At 72.6% G+C, this 14,916-nt stretch carries 11 protein-coding genes and 1 pseudogene; 2 read left to right on the plus strand and 10 right to left on the minus strand.

From position 1 onward, the window contains the following. Positions 1-1,635 (minus strand): ABC transporter ATP-binding protein (locus ACZ5DS_RS14165; RefSeq protein WP_468237459.1); only part of this gene is annotated, 1,635 nt, incomplete at its 3' end. A gap of 161 nt (positions 1,636-1,796) precedes the next feature. Here ACZ5DS_RS14165 and ACZ5DS_RS14170 point away from each other — a divergent pair. After that, positions 1,797-3,593, plus strand: coding sequence for an ABC transporter ATP-binding protein (locus tag ACZ5DS_RS14170; RefSeq protein WP_468237460.1), 1,797 nt, complete (start codon positions 1,797-1,799; stop codon positions 3,591-3,593). Beyond that, the gene (locus tag ACZ5DS_RS14175) at positions 3,590-5,467 is read left to right on the plus strand and encodes an ABC transporter ATP-binding protein (protein WP_468237463.1); all 1,878 of its coding nucleotides are present in this window, start codon (positions 3,590-3,592) and stop codon (positions 5,465-5,467) included. The genes ACZ5DS_RS14170 and ACZ5DS_RS14175 overlap by 4 nt, the downstream gene beginning before the upstream one ends. Here ACZ5DS_RS14175 and ACZ5DS_RS14180 read toward each other — a convergent pair. The 9 genes and pseudogenes from ACZ5DS_RS14180 to glgX all read right to left on the minus strand — a co-directional run bounded on the left by ACZ5DS_RS14180 (position 5,446) and on the right by glgX (position 14,803). Continuing rightward, the gene (locus tag ACZ5DS_RS14180; RefSeq protein WP_468237465.1) at positions 5,446-6,555 is read right to left on the minus strand and encodes a zinc ribbon domain-containing protein; all 1,110 of its coding nucleotides are present in this window, start codon (positions 6,553-6,555) and stop codon (positions 5,446-5,448) included. The two genes, ACZ5DS_RS14175 and ACZ5DS_RS14180, sit on opposite strands and share 22 nt — an antisense overlap. Continuing rightward, positions 6,540-7,442: a hypothetical protein gene (locus tag ACZ5DS_RS14185; protein WP_468237467.1), complete on the minus strand. Its 903-nt coding sequence runs from the start codon at positions 7,440-7,442 to the stop codon at positions 6,540-6,542. Before ACZ5DS_RS14185 ends, ACZ5DS_RS14180 begins: the two co-directional genes overlap by 16 nt. A 166-nt stretch (positions 7,443-7,608) precedes the next feature. Beyond that, entirely contained in the window at positions 7,609-9,015 is a 1,407-nt protein-coding gene (locus tag ACZ5DS_RS14190; RefSeq protein WP_468237470.1) for a sulfatase family protein, read from the minus strand. An 84-nt stretch (positions 9,016-9,099) separates the two neighbouring features. Further along, positions 9,100-9,291 (minus strand): putative leader peptide, encoded by a 192-nt coding sequence (locus ACZ5DS_RS14195; RefSeq protein WP_468237473.1) that lies wholly within the window; start codon positions 9,289-9,291, stop codon positions 9,100-9,102. Further along, positions 9,263-10,507: a hypothetical protein gene (locus ACZ5DS_RS14200; protein WP_468237475.1), complete on the minus strand. Its 1,245-nt coding sequence runs from the start codon at positions 10,505-10,507 to the stop codon at positions 9,263-9,265. The genes ACZ5DS_RS14195 and ACZ5DS_RS14200 overlap by 29 nt, the downstream gene beginning before the upstream one ends. Positions 10,508-10,536: 29 nt before the next feature. Then, positions 10,537-11,256 (minus strand): annotated as a pseudogene (locus ACZ5DS_RS14205) (dolichyl-phosphate beta-glucosyltransferase); the annotation flags it as partial. A 129-nt stretch (positions 11,257-11,385) separates the two neighbouring features. Continuing rightward, complete coding sequence (locus ACZ5DS_RS14210) at positions 11,386-11,925, minus strand: hypothetical protein (RefSeq protein ID WP_468237478.1); 540 nt, start codon at positions 11,923-11,925, stop codon at positions 11,386-11,388. A 10-nt stretch (positions 11,926-11,935) separates the two neighbouring features. Beyond that, the gene (locus ACZ5DS_RS14215; RefSeq protein ID WP_468237480.1) at positions 11,936-12,442 is read right to left on the minus strand and encodes a SigE family RNA polymerase sigma factor; all 507 of its coding nucleotides are present in this window, start codon (positions 12,440-12,442) and stop codon (positions 11,936-11,938) included. Positions 12,443-12,556: 114 nt separating this feature from the next. Further along, a complete protein-coding gene (gene glgX / locus ACZ5DS_RS14220; RefSeq protein WP_468237483.1) occupies positions 12,557-14,803 on the minus strand; it encodes a glycogen debranching protein GlgX in 2,247 nt (748 codons plus the stop codon). Between the last annotated feature and the right edge of the window lie 113 nt (positions 14,804-14,916).

The raw sequence follows: 14,916 nt of genomic DNA on the forward strand, positions 1-14,916 counted from the left end.
CGTCGGTCCGGCTGCCGTCACCTTGCCGTCGACCAGGAACAGGACCGTGTCCGCGCGGTCCAGCACCAGGGGTGAGGTGCTCGCCAGGAGGGTCGTACGACCCTCCCGCGCCGTCCGTAGCCGCTCGGCGACCGTCGCCTCCGTGTGGGCGTCCAGCGCCGAGGTCGGTTCGACGGCGAGCAGGACCTCGGGGTCGGCCAGCAGGGCCCGCACCAGGCGGATGCGCTGCCGCTGCCCGCCGGAGAGGCTGCGGCCCTGGCCGGCGACGGCCGAGTCCAGTCCGTCCGGCAGTCCTCGTACGACGTCCTCGGCGGCGGCCGCGTACACCGCCCGGCGCAGCGCGGCCTCGTCGGCCGTGTGCCCGGCCGCCACGACCTCCCCGAGCGGCCCGGCGAACAGGTCCGCCTCGTTGTCCGCGACCAGGATCCGCTCCCGTACGTCGGCCAGCGGGACCGCGTCGAGCCGTACCTCGCCCCAGGTGGCGTCGGTGGGCCCGTACCGGCCCAGGCGGTCGACCACGGCGGCGGCCTCGGCGGGGCGGGCGGCGGCCAGCGCGACCAGCCGGCCCGGCGGCACTCGCACCCCGGACGCCGGGTCGCACAGCTCGGCCGGCCCCTCCGGCGCGGGCAGTTCGCCCTCGTCCGGCTCCGGCTCCAGGCGCAGCAGCCGTACCACCCGCCGGGCGGCCACCACGCCCCGGTTCAGCTCGTAGGCCATCTGCACGAAGAACGCCACCGGCCCGATCAGCACGGCCACATAGCCGTACACCGCCACCAACTCGCCCACGCTGATGGACCCCTGGGCCGCCAGCCGGGCCGCGAGCCAGGTCACCACGGCCAGGAACAGCGTGGGCAGGCCCACCCCGAGCGCCTGCACCCAGCTGGCCACCGCGCCCACCCGGTAGCCCTGCACGCGCAGCCGCTGTGAGTCCTTCCGGAAGGCGTCCGAGAACAGCCCCTTGCCGCCCAGGCCGTTGAGGACGCGCAGCCCGCTCGCGAGGTCGCCGATGCGGGCCGTCAGCACGCCCTGCCGCTCCCGGTACTCGCTCTCCGCGCCCTGCAGCCGCAGCGTCAGCGGCCCGGTGAGCAGCGCGATCACCGGCACCCCGAGCAGCACCACGGCGGCCAGCGGCGCCGAGATGGCCAGCAGCAGCCCGGCCACCACCAGGTACACCACGATGGAGCCCACTCCCGGCCCGACCACGGTCAGCGCCTGGGCGAGGGTCTGCACGTCACCGACCCCGATGGTGACGACCTCACCGGCCCCCGCCCGGCGCGGCAGCACCGCCCCCAGCCGGGCCGCGTGCCCGACGACCAGCTTGACCGTGCGGAAGTTGGCGTCCATCCGCACCCGGGTCATCGTGCGGTGCCGCATGATGCTCAGCCAGGCGTTCACCGCGCCGACCGCGAACATCGCGACCGTCCACCGGACCAGCACGCCCGTCCGGCCCGGCACCAGCCCGTCGTCCACCGCCCGCGCCAGCATGTACGGCTGCGCCGCCAGCAGCACCATCCACGCACTGCCCAGGAACGCCCCGACCAACGACCGCACCGGCTGCCGCATCACCAGCCACCACAGGTAGTGCCAGCCGCCGCGGATGTCGGGCGTGCCAGGCTCCTCGTAGGCGTCGATCATCCGTCCCCCGTTCCGCTCGACTCACCGGGACAGCGGTCCTGACCGGAGACGTCGAACGTACTCAGCGTAAGGATGGTTGCTCCATCGAATAAGACGCCCCATCAGCGCGGGCGGCCAAAACTCGGTGGGCGATGTCAGTGCGGATCCGTACGCTCGCGATGATGCCCACGACACGTGCAACCACCGAGCACCGATCCTCCGTCCGCACCCTGTTGCGGCTGTGGCCCTACGTCCGCCCCGTGCGGGCGCGGCTGTTCACGGCCGCGTTCGTCGCGATCGTCGCCTCCTGCACCGGACTGGTCATCCCGCTCGTCCTGAAGTGGATGGTCGACGGGCCGGTCGCCGACCGGGACCCGGCCGGGGTGTGGCTGGGGGCGCTGTATCTGCTGCTGCTCGGCATCGCCGAGGCCGTCCTGTTCGGCATACGGCGCTGGCTGGTGGCCCGGCCGCTGTCGCACGTCGAGGCCGGCATGCGGGCGGACCTGTACCGCCATCTGCAGCGGCTGCCCGTGTCCTTCCACGACCGGTGGGCATCCGGCCAGTTGCTCTCCCGCGGCACGACCGACCTGATGCTGCTGCGCATGTTCCTCGCCTTCCCGCTGACCTTCCTGCTGGTCAACGCGGTGACGATCCTCGTCGGCGTGGTGATCATGCTGATGCAGGACTGGGTGCTCGGACTGGTCGTCCTCGGGCCCGCCGTCCCGGTGCTGTGGACCTGCGTGGTCTTCGAGCGCCGCTACGCCGAGGTGGCGCGGCTCGCCCAGGACCAGGTCGGGGACCTGACGACGGTGGTCGAGGAGAGCGTCCTCGGCATCCGCATCATCAAGGGCTTCGGCCGGCACCGCAGCCAGGCCCGCGCGTTCCGGGCGCTGTCGGGCACGCTGCGTGGCACGGAGCTGCGCAAGGCGCGGCTGCTGGCCACCATCTGGGGCGTCATCGTGACGCTTCCGGAGGTGGCGATCGGGGCGGCGCTGGTGCTGGGCGCTCTGCGGGTGGCCGACGGCGAACTGTCCACGGGCACGCTGGTCGCCTTTCTGAGCACGGCACTTGCGCTCCGGTGGCCGGTGGACTCGATCGGCTTCCTGCTGGCGATGAGCCAGGAGGCGGCCACGGCTACGGAGCGGTACTTCGAGGTCATGGACGAGGAGCCGGAAGACGCGGGCGCCGACGCTGCTGCCCGCACCGACAAATCCGCAGACGCAGTCGGACTCCGGTTCGAGAACGTCGCCTTCCGCTACCCCGACGCCCCACCCGACTCCCCGCCCCTCCTCGACCGCATCGACCTCCACATACGCCCCGGCGAATCCATGGCCCTGGTCGGAGCCACCGGCAGCGGGAAGACGACCCTGACCGCCCTCATCCCACGCCTCCACGAGCTGACCTCCGGCCGCATCACCCTGGACGGCATCGACATCACCGCGATGTCCCGCGAGGAACTCCGCGCCAAGGTCGCCGTCGCCTTCGAGGAACCCACCCTCTTCTCGACGAGCGTCGGCGAGAACGTGCTCATGGGGGCCGCGGACGGCGCCGCCGCGGAGGCGGACCTCGACCGCGCCCTGGCCGTCGCACAGGCCGAGTTCGCACACGCGCTCCCGCAGGGCACCGGCACCAAGGTCGGCGAACAGGGCCTGAGCCTGTCCGGCGGCCAGCGCCAGCGCCTCGCACTGGCCCGCGCGGTCGTCGGCCGGCCTCGGTTCCTCGTCCTGGACGACCCGCTGTCCGCCCTGGACGTGCACACGGAAGCCGCCGTGGAGGCCGCCCTGCGACAGGTCCTTGCCGACACCACCGCGCTGATCGTGGCCCACCGCCCGTCCACGGTGCTGCTCGCCGACCGGGTCGCCCTGCTGTCGGGCGGCCGCATCGCCGCCGTCGGCACCCACCAGGAACTGCTGCGCAGCAACCCCGAGTACGCGCACCTGATGTCCGGCGAACAAGGCGACCCGGAGGACGACCGATGACCACCACGACGACCGCCGCCCCCGCCACCGACGACGACGATCTCCCGCGCCCCAAGGCCACCGGCGACCCCTTCGACCAGGACGTCCTGCCCACCCCGCCCGGCGCCACCGCCTCCCTGCTCCGCTCGCTGCTCGCGCCCATGAAGGCCCGGGTCGCCCTCACCACGCTCCTGCTCCTGCTCCAGCAGGCAGCGGTGCAGGCGGGCCCGCTGCTGGTGGCGTACGCCATCGACAACGCCGTACCGGCGTTCCGGGACCACGACCACGGACCGCTGATCGCGGTCGCCGTCGGCTATCTGCTGTGCGCGCTGCTCTCCGGCGGGCTGCAGTTCGCGTTCATCGAGGTCTCCGCCCGGGTCAGCCAGGACGTGCTGCTGGACCTGCGCGGCCGGATCTTCCGGCACGCCCAGGCGCTGAGCATCGACTTCCACGAGCGATACACGAGCGGTCGCCTGATCTCCCGCTCCACGACGGACGTCGAGTCGCTGCGCGAACTCCTCGACGAGGGGCTCCAGGAGCTGGTGACCGTCGTGCTGTCCTTCGTCTACATCTCGGCGACGCTGCTGTGGCTGGATCTCGGCCTCGGCGCGGTCGCGGTGGCCTCCTTCGTGCCGCTGTACCTGCTCGTACGGCTCTACCAGCGGCGCGCGGGGCGGGTGTACCGGACCCGCTCCACGGCGATCGCGGCGGTGATCGTGAAGTTCGTGGAGACGATGAACGGCATCCGGCCGGTGCGCGCCTTCCGCCGGGAGGCTGCGAACGACGCCGAGTTCGCCGTACTGAACCGGCGGCACGAGCGGACGAACGGGGACGCGCTGCTGGAGATGGCCCGGTACGTGGTCGGGTCCCGGCTGGTGGCCAACACGGCGGTCGCGGCGATCGTGCTGTGGGGCGCCTACCGGGTGGCCTCCGGCTCGCTGGCGCTGGGTGTGCTGGCGGCGGCCGTGCTGTATCTCCGCCGGCTGTACGACCCGATCGACCGGCTCGGCATGTTCCTGAACTCCTACCAGTCGGCGGCCGCCTCCCTGGAGAAGATAGCGGGCCTGCTGGCGCAGACGCCGTCCGTGCCGGAGCCGTCGGCACCCCGCGAACTCCCGCCGCTGAAAAGCGAGTTCCCCGGCCGCGAGGTGGACTTCGACGGGGTCCGCTTCGCCTACCGCACCGGCGGCGAGGTGCTGCCCCGCTTCGACCTGACCCTTCCGGCCGGGCAGACCGTCGCCGTCGTCGGCTCCACCGGCGCGGGCAAGTCGACCCTGGCCAAGCTGCTCGCCCGCTTCTACGACCCCTCGGACGGCCGGGTGCTGCTGGACGGCGCCGACCTGCGCGAGCTGGCGATGCCCGAGCTGCGCCGCGGGGTGGTCATGGTGACGCAGGAGGCGTTCCTGTTCTCCGGCACGGTCGCGGACAACATCGCGATCGGCCGGCCCGACGCCACCCGCGAGGAGATCGAGCAGGCCGCGAAGGCGATCGGCGCGCACGAGTTCATCAGCGCCCTGCCCGACGGGTACGACACCGACGTACGCAAGCGCGGCGGGCGCATCTCGGCCGGCCAGCGCCAACTGGTCGCCTTCGCCCGCGCGTTGCTCGCCGACCCGGCGGTCCTCATCCTGGACGAGGCGACCAGCTCCCTGGACATCCCGGGTGAACGGGCCGTGCAGCGGGCGATGTCGACAGTCCTGAAGGGCCGTACCGCCGTGGTGATCGCGCACCGCCTCTCCACCGTGGAGATCGCCGACCGGGTGCTGGTCATGGAACACGGCCGGATCGTCGAGGACGGCCACCCGCACGAACTGATCGCGGTTACGGGCCGGTTCGCCGACCTGCACCGGGCTTGGCGGGACAGCGTCTCTGATCAGCTACGTGATCCTATGTGATCCGCGGGTTGCGGGATCGGTTGGATCGTTTCCCACCGTGGTGGGGTGGCGTGGGTGTGCAGGTGGAATCCTGCGCCCAGTGCTGCCCCTTGGGGCCGGTGACGGTGTCTGTGGCCGGTGGTGGGTGTGCTGATCGTCGTCACGCCCTGGTGCCGGTGGGCTGCGCGGGGCAGCCGACTTTGGTCCGTGTGAGTGTGTCCCTCCGGACGCTTTCCCGCCGGACCCGAGGGGCCGGTGGGGGAGGGTGCCCTGCGTCGCCTGGGCGCGGGGCGTGGAGTGCGGCGCCGGGTGGGTCCGGTCTTGGACCGGTCCCGGCGGGCTGGTGCGGTGGCCGGTGCGACCACGGCGGTGGCTTCGAACCGGTCGACCACGCTGCGGATGACCATGGTCCCGCTCGTGCGGTCGACCACGGTCTTGGCTTGGTGGGTGAGGCCGCGGGCGGCGATGCACTGCCAGGCGCCCGTGTCGCGGTCGCCCTGCCAATTGCAGTCCGGAGTAGGGCAGATGGCCCATTTCCAGCCGGGTGTGGTGGGCCGGTCGGGGGCTTTTCGGTGCCGCAGGGGAAGGAGGCAGCGGGGGCAGTGCCGGGAGGTGCCCCGCGCGGGGACGGTGACCACGGCGATGCCCGCCTCGGCGGCCAGGTGCCGCATCCGGTCCACGATCTGCCCGCGGACCTGCTGGGACAGGCGGGTGTTGAGGGTGCGGCCCATGCCCTGGGCCTCCATCGAGCGCAGGTCCTCGACGTAGATCACGCTCGCGCCGGCGGCGATCGCCTGGTCGACCGTCCACCGGGCGGCAGCCCAGGCCAGCGCGGCATTCAGGTTCGAGCGGCGGGCCGACACGTGCCGGCTCTCCTGAGCCAGGACGGCGTGTTTGCCGGTCAGACGGTGGCTCTCGGTGCCGCCGATGAGCTGCTGGTAGTGGGTGGTCTTGGCGTGCAGGTACTCGCCGGTGCGGCGCAGCCGGTGCTGTTTGGCCGGCACCCCGGCCGCCCGGAACTTGGCGCCGGATCCGAGCGCGGTGATCGTGCCGTTGTCGTGGAGCCGGACCGCGCCCGCGCTCAGCAGCGTGTTCAGGCCCCAGTCCACGCCCAGCGCGGTCGTGTGCCCACTACGCCGGGCTGTGGGTACGGCGTGTGTGTGGGCGAGGTCGGCGTGGACCCGGCCCGGCCCCGGTGGATGCGCAGGGTGGGCAGGTGGAGTACCGCGCCGGGCGGGACGGTCGGCGGCAACGTGATGGGGCAGGCCACCCACGTCCAGTCCGCGTACGAGCGCGGGCCGGGGCGGGTGGGCAGCTGCAGCCGCAGCAGTGCCCGGCTCGGATCATCACCGCGGGCGATAGTGGCCTGCTGCCGGTCACACGCCGACAGCAGCAGCATCCGCGCCACGCGAGGTGCGGCTTCCAGCTCAAACACGTCGGCCGGCATGCGGTCGTGCCCGCGATGGAAGGCGGTGATCTGCCGGGTCCGGGCCCTGATGACGCTGGAGGGCAAGTGCCGGCCGTCGGGGATCGCCTCGCGAACGGCATCCCATTCGCCCGGGGTGCGGCGCGCGGGATCGGCAGGCCACGCCGCCAGGACCCCGGCGGTCAGATCGGCCCGCCACTTCGCCGACCGCAGCAGGCGCCCGGCCTGTTCCTGGGCCATACGCACGATCCGGTCATTGACACGGACATCCTCCGGCGTCCCGGCCGTCCAGTCCAGCCGCCGTAGCGCCATCCACGCGTTCGACGGCAACGCCCTGCCCCCGGCATCCACACCACCGGCCAGTGTCTGCGCATCGACCGCGTTCCAGTGCGCGGCCAGCAGATCGGCGGCCATGCGGGCCACCAGATCCGCCGCCCAGCCCACTCGCTCGGCCGGCACGGCGGCTGACAGCACCTCACCCGTCTTCTCCACCACGCCCGTCCGCAGCAGACCACGGGCACAGGCGGTACGGGCCGTCTCCCCCGCACCGAGCGGCAGCCTCCGGCTCACCCGCACTCCCTCCCCTCACCCGTACCGTGCTGTCATCCGATCAACGACACACCTGCGGAAAGGTCACGCATTCGATCCACGCACCCACATACGACACCGGCCCTGCCCCGTGACACACCACCACTACGCATCACCACGGATCCCGAAGGAAACACGGGAGCCTGGCCTAACCCGGATACGGCAGCAGACCTGCCGCGATCCTCTCCCACGCACCCTTCAGTTCGGTGAGCAACTCCGGCCTGTCCGGCGCCAGATCCGCCTGTTCGCGCAGATCCTCGGCCAGGTTGTACAGGTGGTCCTTGCCGGCGGAGTCCTGGTAGTACTTCCAGTCGCCGCGCCGCAGGGCCCGGTTGGCCCGGACCCGCCAGAAGAGGTCCCGTTCAGGCAGCCTCTCGCCGCGCAGCAGATAGCCCGCGAGGCTGGTGCCGTCCAGCGGGTAGGCCGGGTCGGGGCGGGCGCCGCCCAGCTCCAGCAGGGTGGCGGTCCAGTCGGGGGAGAAGTTCGGCTCGTGGCTGACCTGATGGCCGTCGATGTGGGACGGCCAGCGCACGATGGCCGGCACCCGGATGCCGCCCTCCTGGAGGACGAACTTCTCACCGCTGAGCGGCCACAGGTACGACCAGCGCTCACCGCCGTTGTCGCTGGCGAACAGCACCAGGGTGTTGTCCTCCTGACCGGAGCGGCGCAGCGCGGCGAGCACCTCGCCGACGGCCGCGTCGAGGCTCTCCACCATCTCCGTGTACTTGGCGACCGAGCCGCCGTCGTAGTGGTTGAGGGCGTTGCTGACCTCCGCCTGGGTCTTGGCGGCACGGATCTTCGCCGCGATCTCGGCGCCGGTTTCCTCGTCGCCCTCCGCCAGCCACGGCCAGTGCGGGGTGGTGAAGTTGAGGTTCAGCAACCAGGGCTTGTCGTGCTCACGGCTCACGTACTCCACGGCCCGCTCCGTGAGTACGGTCGTGTAGTAGCGCAGGTCCTTGTACTCCGCGTCGCCCTCGTACAGGTCGTAGGCGCCGAGCTGGCCCAGCTTGGAGAAGTACTCCAGCACGCCCCCGTGGTTGCCGAAGAACTCGTCCCAGCCGGACTTGGTGGGGCTGTAGTCGGGGAGCCAGCCGCAGTGCCACTTGCCGATGAGGGCGGTGGCGTAGCCGGCCTGCTTCAGGAGGGAGGCGAGGGTCGGGTGGTTGGGGTCCAGGCCCTGCGCCCGGTTGGCGATGGGCTCGGCCAGGCCGCCCTTCGCGCGGCCGGGATAGCGGCCGGTGTAGAGGCTGAACCGGGTGGGGGAGCAGGTCGCCGAGCCCGAGTAGGCGTCGGTGAAGCGCACGCCCTGGCGGGCCAGCCGGTCCAGGTTCGGGGTCCTGATGTGCGGGGCGCCGTAGGAGGACAGGTCGGCCCAGCCGAGGTCGTCACCGAGGATGACCAGGAAGTTGGGGCGGGCCTGGTGGGAGGCGGTCGTACGGGCTCGGAACGGGCGCTCGGCGGGAGCCGCCTCTGCGGTGGTCGCTGTGCCGGCTACGGCGGTGACCGCGCCACCGCCGATGAGCCCGCCGAAGGTACGGCGTGAAATGTCGGACATACGGGATCCTCAAGACAGCCGTACCCCGGGGCGGGGCACGGCAGGGCGAAGAAAAGGAAGAAGAGGGGTGAGTGAGGCTCCGGCTCAGCGACAGATGGCGCTTGCCTGCCGGCACAGATCGACGTGACGCCGCGCCACGAGCGCGACGCACGCGCACCGGTGTTCCGCGGAAGGCCTCATGATCCAAGGACCGTGCCAGGGACCGTACGCGGCGTCAAGAAGCTGTCCGGCAGGTGGGATCGGGGATCTACGGCACCCCGAGTTCGAACAGCGCATACCCCGCGTACGAGCCGGAGGCCACGGCGGCGATGCCGAGCAGCGTGCACAGGACGCGCAGGCTGAGGCGGCGCATGGCCACGGCCAGCGGGAGGAACAGCGGGAAGCAAGGCAGCAGATAGCGCGAGACGTTGGCGAAGATCTGCTGGCTGCCGAGGACCAGGGCGAGCGTCAGCACCGTGTGGACGACCAGCACCGCGGGGGGCCGCAGCCGGAGCAGCAGGGGGAGCAGCGCGAAGGCCAGCAGGACGACTCCGACTCCGATGACGTCCGCGAAGGGGAACGCCGACAGGTACGTGAAGTGGCCCACCGGGACGGACGTCAGGACGTCGAAGGTCTGCTTGCCGTAGTCGAACTCGTGGGCCCAGGCGCCCGACTGGAGCTCGAAGTAGCCGCCCCAGTCGCCCATCCGGTGGCCCGCCCAGCCCAGGTAGCCGAGCAGGCCGAGGGGGGCGAGGGCCATGGCGAGGAGTGGGCGCAGAATGCCGTCCCGGCGGTCGCGCAGGGCGCACAGGGCGGCGACGGCGAGGGCGGCGATGAGGGCGGCGGCCGTGGGGCGGTTGAGGCCGGCCGCGAAGGCGAGGACGCCGGCGGTGAGCCAGCGGCGGGTCATGACCGCGTAGCAGACCCAGGCGGCGAGGGCGACGTAGAGGGAGTCGGAGTAGACCGCCCACTCCACGCCGGAACCGGGCCAGACCGCCCACAGCCCGGCCGCGGTGAGACCGGCCCGCCGGCCGGCGAACCAGTCGGCGACGGCGTAGATCCCGAGGGCGGCGACGAACGAGGCGACGACGGAGACCAGCAGGCCGGCGCCGTACGAGCCCAGTCCGGTGACCGCCGATGTCAGCCGCATCAGCGCCGGGTAGAGCGGGAAGAACGCCGCCGAGTTGCCCTCCAGCGTGATCAGGCCGGTGGCGCCGGGGATGTGGACGAGCTTCGGGTCGTAGCCGTGCAGCGCGATCTGCTGGTACCACCAGCCGTCCCAGGTGGCCAGCACGTCCCACGTGTGTGCCCCGCCGCCGAACCGGGGGTGCTTGGTGCGGAAGTCGCCGGCCGAGTCCAGCAGGTACATGAAGGAGCAGAAGCCGAGCAGCTTGAGGGCGCCGTAGAAGGCGAGGACCGGGCCGTGGTGGTGGGCGGCGGCGCGCAGGCGTTCGCGGAGGGCGGGCGGGTGTTCCGGGGCCGGGGCGGGTATGCGGTGCAGGGTCGTGGTCATGCGGTGCTCGACCCCGTACGGCGGCGGTGGGCCAGTTCGCGCCGCATGCGGGCGATCCCGCGCAGGTCGGCCAGTGCGGTGGCGAGGATGTCGACCCGGCTGTCGGGATCGTCGACCCAGTCCACCGGCACTTCGTGGATCCTGAGCCCCGCCCGCTCGGCGCGCACCAGCAGCTCGGTGTCGAAGAACCACTCCCCGTCCCGCACCAGCGGCAGCAGCCGCTCGGCGACATCGCGCCGCACCGCCTTGAACCCGCACTGCGCGTCCGAGAAGCCCACGGCGAGGGTGCAGCGCAGCAGGACGTTGTAGCAGCGGGAGATGACCTCCCGCTTCGGGCCGCGCACCACCCGGGCGCCGGGGGCGAGACGGGTGCCGATGGCCAAGTCGGAGTGGCCCGAGATGAGTGGTGCGACCAGCGGGAGCAGCGCCGCGAGCCCGGTGGACAGGTCCACGTCCGTGTACGCCAGGACGGGCGCCCGTGAGCCGGACCAGGCCGCGCGCAGCGCCCGGCCGCGTCCCCTCTCGGGCAGCCGTATGGACTCCACCTCGGCCAGCTCGTCCGCGAGGCGGGCGGCGATGTGCGGGGTGCGGTCCGTGCTCGCGTTGTCGACGACGGTGATCCGGAACGGGTAGGGGAAGGTGTCCCGCAGATGCGCGTGCAGCCGCCGGACGCCCGGCTCCAGGTCCGTCTCCTCGTTGAACACCGGCACGGCCACGTCCAGGACGGGCTCCTCGTGATGGGCCGTCAGCGGCGCGCGCCGGGGCAGGGGTGTCCTGGCCGGTGTCGCCCGGCCCGGGCGGAGGTTTATCACGTAAGTCCCTTATGTTCTCTGGTTCGAGGCATGCCGAAGGCACACAGGGCGGTGAGGGCGGGCGGGCTATCCGGTCGGGCTGACCGTCGTGGACGCCGTGGACGCCGTGGACGACGGATCGTCCGGCGGGCTCTCGGACTCCGTGGGCGGCGGCGAGGAGGCCGCGCCCCGGGAGGTGGCGGTCTCCGTGGCCGTGCCGGTGGGCGGCGGTGCGGTGCCCGGGTCGGGGCTCCCCGACGACGCGGGCGGCACGGAGGTCTCCGTCGTCCCGCCCGGGTTCGGCGCCCCCGTGGTCGGCGTCGAGCTGGGCGGCGGACTCGGCGAGTCGTCAGGTGCCGGGGACGTGCTCGGGGTGGGTGCCGGGCTGACGGAGGTCTGCGGAGGGGGTGCGCTCGGCCGGTCGGTGCCCGGCGCGCTCGGCCACAGGAACAGCCCGAGACCGAGCCCGGCCACCGCCAGGACGGATCCGGCGGCCCGGCGCGCGGCCCGCACCCGGCGCCGGGTCCGCACGCCCGCGTGCAGCCGCTCCCGGTGCCCGGCCTCGAGGGGCGTGTGCTCCTGGGTGCTGTGCATCAGCTGCGCCAGCTGCCGTTCGAAGTGATCCATGGCTTCTTCCTCACCCCACCGGCTCGATGACGTCGGCCAGGAGCCGGCGCAGCCGGGCCACCCCGCGCGCGGCATGGGACCGGGCCGTGCCCACCGGGCAGCCCAGAATCTCCGCGACCTGCCGGTCGGGCAGGTCCTGGTAGTAGCGCAGCACGACGGCGGCCCGCTGCCGCGGGCTCAGCTGTGCGAGCGCCGCCTCCAGCCGGGAGCGCTCGGCGACGGTCGCCGACATGTCGCCGGCCGCCGCCACCTCGGGCAGCTCCTCGACGGGCCGCTCGCCCCACCAGCGCCGGCGGGCCGAGCGGGCCGCGGCCCGGGCCAGCACCTTGCGCACATACGCCTCCGGTGCCTCGTCGGCGACCTTCGGCCAGACGAACCACAGCTTGACCAAGGATTCCTGCAACAGGTCCTCGGCCCGATGCCGATCCCCTCCGGTGAGCAGACGGGCGAGATGGAACAACACCGACCAGCGGGCCGCCACGAACGCGTCGTACTCACCGGCCCGAGCCTGCTCCATTCCCACGGTCCCCGTTCTCGCCGGCAGTTTCTCCATAGGGGGAAAGGCCCTGGACCCCCTCCCGTGCTGCACTCGGCGAGCGTGATCCGCGTCACACACGGAAGTCACACAGTGTCAGTCGACCCGCAGCAGCAGCACGGCCCGCGCCGGGACCGTGATCTCCGTGCCCGCCCGGTGGACCGTGCCCGGCGCCTCGGCCTGGTCCTCGCGGGAGGTGTCGACCACGACCTCGTACGCCTCCGCCCAGGGCGGGCCCGGCAGCACGAAACCCGTCGGCCGGTCGCCCGCGTGCAGCACCGCCAGGAAGCTGTCGTCCACGACCGGCGCGCCCCGCTCGTCCCGGCCCGGGATGTCCCGACCGGACAGATACATGCCAAGCGTGGCGGCGGGTGCGTACCAGTCTCCTTCGGTCATCTCCTCGCCTCGGGAGGTGAACCAGGCCAGGTCGCGCAGTCCGTCCGCCGAGTGGGCGCGGCCGGAGAAGAAGGCGCGGCGGCGCAGCACCGGGTGCCGGTGGCGCAGGGCGATCAGCCGGGAGGTCAGGTCGAACAGGGGGCGCCAGGCGGGGTCGTCCAGCAGGGACCAGTCGAGCCAGCTGATCTCGTTGTCCTGGCAGTAGGCGTTGTTGTTGCCGCGCTGGGTGCGCCCTAGTTCGTCGCCCGCGACCAGCATCGGCACGCCGGTGGACAGCAGCAGGGTCGTCAGGAGGTTCCTGAGCTGCCTGCGCCGCAGCGCCCGCACCCGCTCGTCGTCCGTCTCGCCCTCCGTCCCGCAGTTCCAGGCACGGTTGTCGTTCGTGCCGTCCCGGTTGTTCTCGCCGTTCGCCTCGTTGTGCTTGGTCTCGTACGACACCAGGTCGCGCAGGGTGAAACCGTCGTGCGCGGTGACGAAGTTGACCGAGGCGTAGGGGCGGCGGCCGCCCCAGGCGTACAGGTCGCTGGAGCCGGACAGGCGGTAGCCCATCTCCCGTACGTCGGGCAGCGCATGGCGCCAGAAGTCCCGTACGGCGTTGCGGTAGCGGTCGTTCCACTCCGTCCACAGCGGCGGGAAGGCACCCACCTGGTAGCCGCCCGAGCCGATGTCCCAGGGTTCGGCGATGAGCTTGACCCGGCGCAGCACCGGGTCCTGGGCGATGACGGCGAGAAAGGGAGACAGCATGTCGACGTCGTGCATCGAGCGGGCGAGCGCCGCCGCCAGGTCGAAGCGGAAGCCGTCCACGCCCATCTCCGTCACCCAGTAGCGCAGCGAGTCCGTGATCAGCCGCAGCACCTGGGGCTGGACCACGTGCAGGGTGTTGCCGCAGCCGGTGTAGTCGGCGAACCGGCGGGCGTCGTCCTGGAGGCGGTAGTAGCCGCGGTTGTCGATGCCCTTCAGGGAGAGCGTGGGGCCCAGCTCGCCCGCCTCGGCGGTGTGGTTGTAGACCACGTCGAGGACGACCTCGATGCCGGCCGCGTGCAGCGCGCGGACCATCCGCTTGAACTCGCCGACCTGCTGGCCCGTCGTACCGGAGGCCGCGTAGGCCGCGTGCGGGGCGAAGTAGCCGATGGAGTTGTAGCCCCAGTAGTTCTTCAGGCCGCGGCGCAGCAGATGGTCCTCGTGGGCGAACTGGTGCACGGGGAGCAGCTCCACGGCCGTGACGCCCAGCCGCACCAGGTGCTCGATCGCGGCCGGGTGCGCCAGACCGGCGTACGTGCCGCGCAGTTTCTCGGGGATGCCGGGGTGCAGCTTGGTGAAGCCCCGTACGTGCAGCTCGTAGATCACCGAGTCGGCCCATGGCGTCTTGGGGCGGCGGTCGTCCTCCCAGTCGTCGTCATCGTCGACGACGACACCCTTGGGGACGTGCGGCGCCGAGTCCCGGTCGTCGCGCACGGTGTCGGCGACCTGCTGCTCCGGCCAGTCCCGGACATGCCCGTACACCTCCGGTGGCAGGCCGAACTCGCCGTCCACCGCCCGCGCGTACGGGTCCAGCAGCAGCTTGGCCGGGTTCCAGCGGGCGCCGGTCCACGGGTCCCAGCGGCCGTCCACCCGATAGCCGTACCGCTGACCCGGCATCACGCCCGGGACGAAGCCGTGCCAGATCTCGTGCGTCAGTTCGGTCAGCGGGACCTGTGTCTCCCGGCCGCGCTCGTCGAACAGGCACAGCCGCACCGCCTCCGCCCCGCCCGCCCACAGCGCGAAGTTGGTGCCCGCGACCCCGTCCGGGCCGACCCGGAACCGGGCCCCCAGCGGTGTCGGCGCCCCCGGCCACACGGGCGGGGCCGGCGGGACGGCGCGCCGGGCGCCGCTCACCGCGGCCGCCCGGTGCCCGCTCTCGGCGGTCCGCCCCTCGGCCCGTGCCCGCTGCTCGGCTGCGCTCGTCACCAGTCGGCCCCTCTTTCGGTGGCTCGCCCGCGGGGCGCAGTCGGCCGCGCCGAAGGGCCGAGGGTGCCCTCCGGCACGCTCGGCCGCCCGGTACGGCTGCGCCCCGACGGCTC

The sequence above is a fragment of the Streptomyces sp. NPDC031100 genome, assembly GCF_055570785.1.